This is a genomic window from Micromonospora sp. AMSO12t (genome assembly GCF_008806585.1).
GTDB classification, from domain to species: Bacteria; Actinomycetota; Actinomycetes; order Mycobacteriales; family Micromonosporaceae; genus Micromonospora; species Micromonospora reichwaldensis.
Genome location: NZ_WAAS01000383.1, coordinates 1 through 4,634 on the forward strand (window position 1 = coordinate 1; position 4,634 = coordinate 4,634).

General features: G+C 74.0%; 5 protein-coding genes. 3 read left to right on the top strand and 2 right to left on the bottom strand.

The features are described 5' to 3' along the window. On the bottom strand, nucleotides 1–490 hold a 490-nt coding region (locus F6X68_RS30800; RefSeq protein ID WP_151457540.1), incomplete at its 3' end, for a PaaI family thioesterase. A 56-nt stretch (nucleotides 491–546) separates the two neighbouring features. Here F6X68_RS30800 and F6X68_RS30805 point away from each other — a divergent pair. The 3 genes from F6X68_RS30805 (at nucleotide 547) to F6X68_RS30815 (ending at nucleotide 4,105) form a co-directional block, all read left to right on the top strand. Beyond that, nucleotides 547–1,023 (top strand): helix-turn-helix domain-containing protein, encoded by a 477-nt coding sequence (locus tag F6X68_RS30805; protein WP_151457541.1) that lies wholly within the window; start codon nucleotides 547–549, stop codon nucleotides 1,021–1,023. A 321-nt stretch (nucleotides 1,024–1,344) separates the two neighbouring features. Next, nucleotides 1,345–2,394 carry a S1 family peptidase gene (locus tag F6X68_RS30810; RefSeq protein ID WP_151457542.1) on the top strand — a complete coding sequence of 350 codons (1,050 nt, stop codon included), beginning with the start codon at nucleotides 1,345–1,347 and terminating at the stop codon, nucleotides 2,392–2,394. Between the two features lie 103 nt (nucleotides 2,395–2,497). Continuing rightward, the gene (locus F6X68_RS30815; RefSeq protein ID WP_151457543.1) at nucleotides 2,498–4,105 is read left to right on the top strand and encodes an MFS transporter; all 1,608 of its coding nucleotides are present in this window, start codon (nucleotides 2,498–2,500) and stop codon (nucleotides 4,103–4,105) included. 33 nt (nucleotides 4,106–4,138) lie between these two features. On the opposite strand, the gene F6X68_RS33755 is transcribed toward F6X68_RS30815, so the two are convergent. Beyond that, on the bottom strand, nucleotides 4,139–4,634 hold a 496-nt coding region (locus tag F6X68_RS33755; protein ID WP_370519017.1), incomplete at its 5' end, for a hypothetical protein.

The window sequence follows — 4,634 nt, forward strand, 5'->3', positions numbered from 1 at the left end:
GGAGGCAGGTGGAGGTGGCGTGGGCGATTAGGCGCGACTTCGCGTCGAGCAGCTTCGCCTCCGCCAGGGCCGTGCGGCGACCGCTCTGCAGGACGGTGCCCTCGCAGCGCAGCGTGCCGCTCGCGACGGTGACCGGGCGCAGAAACTTCACGTTCAGGTCCAACGAGGTGTAGCCGACCCCGGCCGGCAGGGTGGTGTGCACCGCGCACGCCGCGGCGGTGTCCAGCAGGGTGGAGATGACCCCGCCGTGCACGGTGCCCAGCGGGTTGTAGTGGAACTCCTGCGGGACGAGTTCGACGGCCACCCACCCCTCGTCGGCCTCCATCCGGGACATGTCGACCAGGTGCATGATGGGCGGCGCCGCCAGCTCGCCGGCGATCATCGCGCGGAGCAGTTCCAGGCCGCCGCGCCGGCCGACGTGCGCGGCGTTGATGCCCGGGTCGGACCACGAGAAGGTACGGCTGCGCGCCGGATCCTGCGTCTGTGTCATGGACCCAGCCTCGCAGCGCGTTGCTGAGTCTGTCAATCAGACCTAGCCTGGAGCGCATGAGACCCGCGGCACTGGACTGGTCGGTGGAGAACTGCACCATCGCCCGCGCGATGGAGATCCTCGGCGAGCGGTGGACCCTCGTGGTCCTGCGCGAGGTCTTCAACGGCGTCCGCCGCTTCGACGACATGCGGGTGCGCACCGGCGTGCCCCGGCAGGTGCTGGCCAGCCGGCTGGCGATGCTGGTGGAGCGCGGCGTCCTGCGGCGCGAGCCCTACCGGGAGCCCGGCAGTCGGGAGCGCCACGAGTACCGGCTGACCGGGATGGGGCTCGACCTGTGGCCGGTGCTGGTCGCCGTCCTCGGCTGGGGGGACCGCTACCTGGCCGACCCGGAGGGCTCGCCGCTGACGGTCGCGCACCGCGACTGCGGCGCGGAGGTCCGCGTCGAGCTGCGCTGCGAGCGCGGGCACGAGGTCGACCGGCCGCGCGACGTGGTGCCGCGGCCGGGGCCCGGAGCGCGCCGCCGCGCCGGCTGACCGTCCGTCGGTGGGCGGATCGGCCAGGGCCGCGACGGGTGCCGTCGGCGCCGATCAGCATGGTGACGTCATGGGGGCCGCCGGGTCGCGCGTACCGGATGGTGGGACGGTAGGCGAAGCGTATAGACGTACGCCTGTGTCCACGATGTTTCGGGCCGATGACCGCGGCAGCTGGGGCGAAAAGGACAAAGCCGGGTCTTGCATACGAACTCAAGTATGTGAATACTTCAGTGTGCTCGGCCGGTACCCCCAGATCGGCAGGGCTGCTCCCGGCTCGTGTCGCCCCGGCGCGGGTCTGTCACCCCTTCTGGAGGTTGTTGCATGCGACCCACGAGGTCCTCGCTCCGTCGTGCCGCCGTCGTCGCCGCGGCCGGCGCCATGGTCGCCGGCTCGCTGATCGGCGCGCCCGCCCAGGCCGCACCCTCGTTCGCCTCGCCCGACGCCGCCGCCGGCCTGGCCGAGCGCCTCGGCGACCGGTCCGCCGGCACGTACGCCGACGCCAACGGCAAGATGGTCGTCACCGTGACCGACGCGCTCGCCGCCCGGCAGGTCAGTGCCGCCGGCGCCACCCCGAAGATCGTCAAGCGCGGCGCCAGCGAGCTGGCCCGGGCCACCTCGGAGCTGGACCGCTCCGCCAAGATCCCCGGCACCGCGTGGTGGACCGACCCGGCCACCAACCAGGTCGTCGTCTCCGTCGACAGCACCGTCACCGGCACCAAGCTGGAGCGCGTCAAGGCCGCCGCCGAGCGGATGAACGGCGCGATCCGGATCGAGGCCGAGGCCGGCGTGCTCGGCACCCGGATCTCCGGCGGCCAGGCCATCTACGCCGGTGGCGGCGGTCGCTGCTCGCTGGGCTTCAACGTCCGCAGCGGCAGCACCTACTACTTCCTGACCGCCGGACACTGCACCAACATCTCGGCCAGCTGGTACAGCAACTCCGCCCAGACCAGCCTGCTGGGCAGCCGCACCGGCACCAGCTTCCCCGGCAACGACTACGGCATCGTGCGGCACAACAACTCCGCCAACGCCGCCGGCAACGTCTCCCTCTACAACGGCAGCTTCCGGGACATCACCGCCGCCGGCAACGCCTACGTCGGCCAGTCGGTGCAGCGCTCCGGCAGCACCACCGGCCTGCGCAGCGGCTCGGTCTCCGCGCTCAACGCCACGGTGAACTACGCCGAGGGCTCGGTCTCCGGCCTCATCCGCACCAACGTCTGCGCCGAGCCGGGCGACAGCGGCGGCTCGCTGTTCAGCGGCACCATCGCCCTGGGCCTGACCTCCGGTGGTAGCGGCAACTGCCGCACCGGCGGCACGACCTACTTCCAGCCGGTCGGCGAGGCGCTGAGCCGCTACGGCGTCAGCATCTTCTGATCGATCGCACCGCAACGGGCCGCCGGGTGATCCCGGCGGCCCGTCCGTGTGCCCGGAGCGGTTCGCCGGACTCAAGCGGGCGGGCCGGGGTACGTTCCGGTCGGTGAGCGCCTCCCCGACCCCGCCCGCCGACGCCGTCACGTCCGCCTGGGCCCCGCTGCGGCTCGCTGCGTTCCGCAGCCTCTGGCTGGCGGTCCTGGCCAGCAACGTGGGCACCTGGATGCAGACCGTCGGCGCCCAGTGGCTGCTCGTCGAGGAAGCCAACGCCTCGACCCTGGTGGCGCTGGTGCAGACCGCCAGCATGCTGCCCGTGCTGCTGCTCGCCCTGCCTGCCGGCGCGCTGGCGGACACCCTCGACCGCCGACGGCTGCTGATCGGGGTGCAGTTCTTCCTGGCCACCGTCGGCGTACTGCTGACCGGCCTCACCGCCGCCGACCGGATGCCGCCGGCGCTGCTGCTCACCCTGACGTTCGCCCTCGGCGTCGGGCAGGCGCTGACCCTGCCGGCCTGGCAGGCGGTCATCCCCGAACTGGTGCCCCGCTCCCAGCTCGTCTCGGCCTCGGCGCTCGGGTCGATCAGCGTGAACCTGGCCCGCGCGGTCGGCCCGGCGGTGGCCGGGGTGCTGGTCGCCCGGGCCGGCGTCGCCACCGTCTTCGCCGTCAACGCGGTGTCGTTCGCCGTCTTCGCGCTGGCGCTGCTGCGCTGGCGGCCGGAACGGGCCGGCGCCGACGACCTGCCGGAGCGGTTCACCGCCGCGTTGCGCGCCGGCGGCCGGTACGTGCGGCACTCGCCGGTGGTCCGCCGGATCCTGCTGCGCGCCGCACTGTTCGTGGTGCCGGGCAGCGCACTGTGGGCCCTGCTGCCCCTGGTCGCCAGCCGCCGCCTGCACCTGGGCGCGGGCGGGTACGGCGTGCTGCTCGCCGCGCTCGGCGTCGGTGCGGTGGCCGGCGCCCTCGTCCTGCCCCGGATCCGGTTGGCGCTCACCACCAACCGGCTCCTGCTGCTGGCCGGCCTGGTCTACGCCGCCGTCCTGGCGGTGCTCGCCCTGGCGCCGGGCCCGGTGCCGGTCGCCCTGGCCCTGGTGCCCGCCGGCATGGCCTGGATGACGGTGCTGTCCAGCGTCAACGCCGCCATGCAGCTCTTCCTGCCCGGCTGGGTACGCGCCCGCGGCCTCTCCGTCTACCAGATGGTCTTCGCCGGCGGGCAGGCGCTCGGCGCGGTCGCCTGGGGCGCCCTCGGCGAGCTGACCAGCCTCGTGGTGGCGCTCGCCGCGGCGGCCGGGACGATGGCGGTCGGCGCGGTGACCGTACCGCTCTGGCCGCTGCGCGAGACCCGTGGCCTCGACCGGGACCCGGCCGTCTGGTGGCCGGAGCCGCACCTGACGCTGCCCGCGGACCCACGCGGCGGGCCGGTGCTGGTGACCGTCTCCTACACGGTGCCGCCGGAGCGGCAGGCGGAGTTCGTCGCGGCGATGCGCCTGGTGGGCAGGTCCCGACGGCGTACGGGGGCGATGCGCTGGGGCCTGTTCCGCCCGGGCGAACGAGAGGACGGCTTCGTCGAGGTCTACCAGGTGCCGTCATGGGAGGAGCACCTGCGCCAGCACGGCGGCCGGCTCACCGGCGCCGACCGAGGGATCGAGGAACGGGCCCGGGCGCTCACCGTCGGGAAGATCGTGGTGAACCACCTCCTGCCGGCCGACGCGGGTGACTGACCTCGTCGTGGGTCCTTCCGCCCGGCACTCCTGTCAGCGGGTGAACCCGGCGTCGGTGAGGACGGCGAGGCCCTCGCCGAGGTCGCACTCCACGGTCAGTGTCAGCAGGTCGGCCCCCTCCACGGAGAAGGTCAGCGACTCCGCCGGTCGGGACATGGTGGTCGTGCGGCCCGGTCGGGGCTGCCGGGTCAGGGTGTCGTCGGGCTGCTTGATGGTCACGACGGCGCTGATCCGCACGGGGGACTCCGGATCCTGGCCCGGCGGGTACCAGGCCCGGAAGGTGGCCGAGAAGTCGAGGTAGCGGCGCTTCAGCGGGTAGCTGACCGAGCGGGCGCGGTCCGCGCCGTCGTTGCTCGGGCAGGAGAGCACGACCGGCTGCGGCAGGTCGGCCCGGCCGGCGAGCGCGCGCGGCAGCGGTCGCAGGTAGCCGGCGCCGGTCTCGGGCGTCAGCGCGTCGAGGTACGTCCGGTCGGGGGCGACGCTGCCGGGGGTGGCCGGGGTGCTGGCCGGCGCGGTGGCGCTCGCGGTC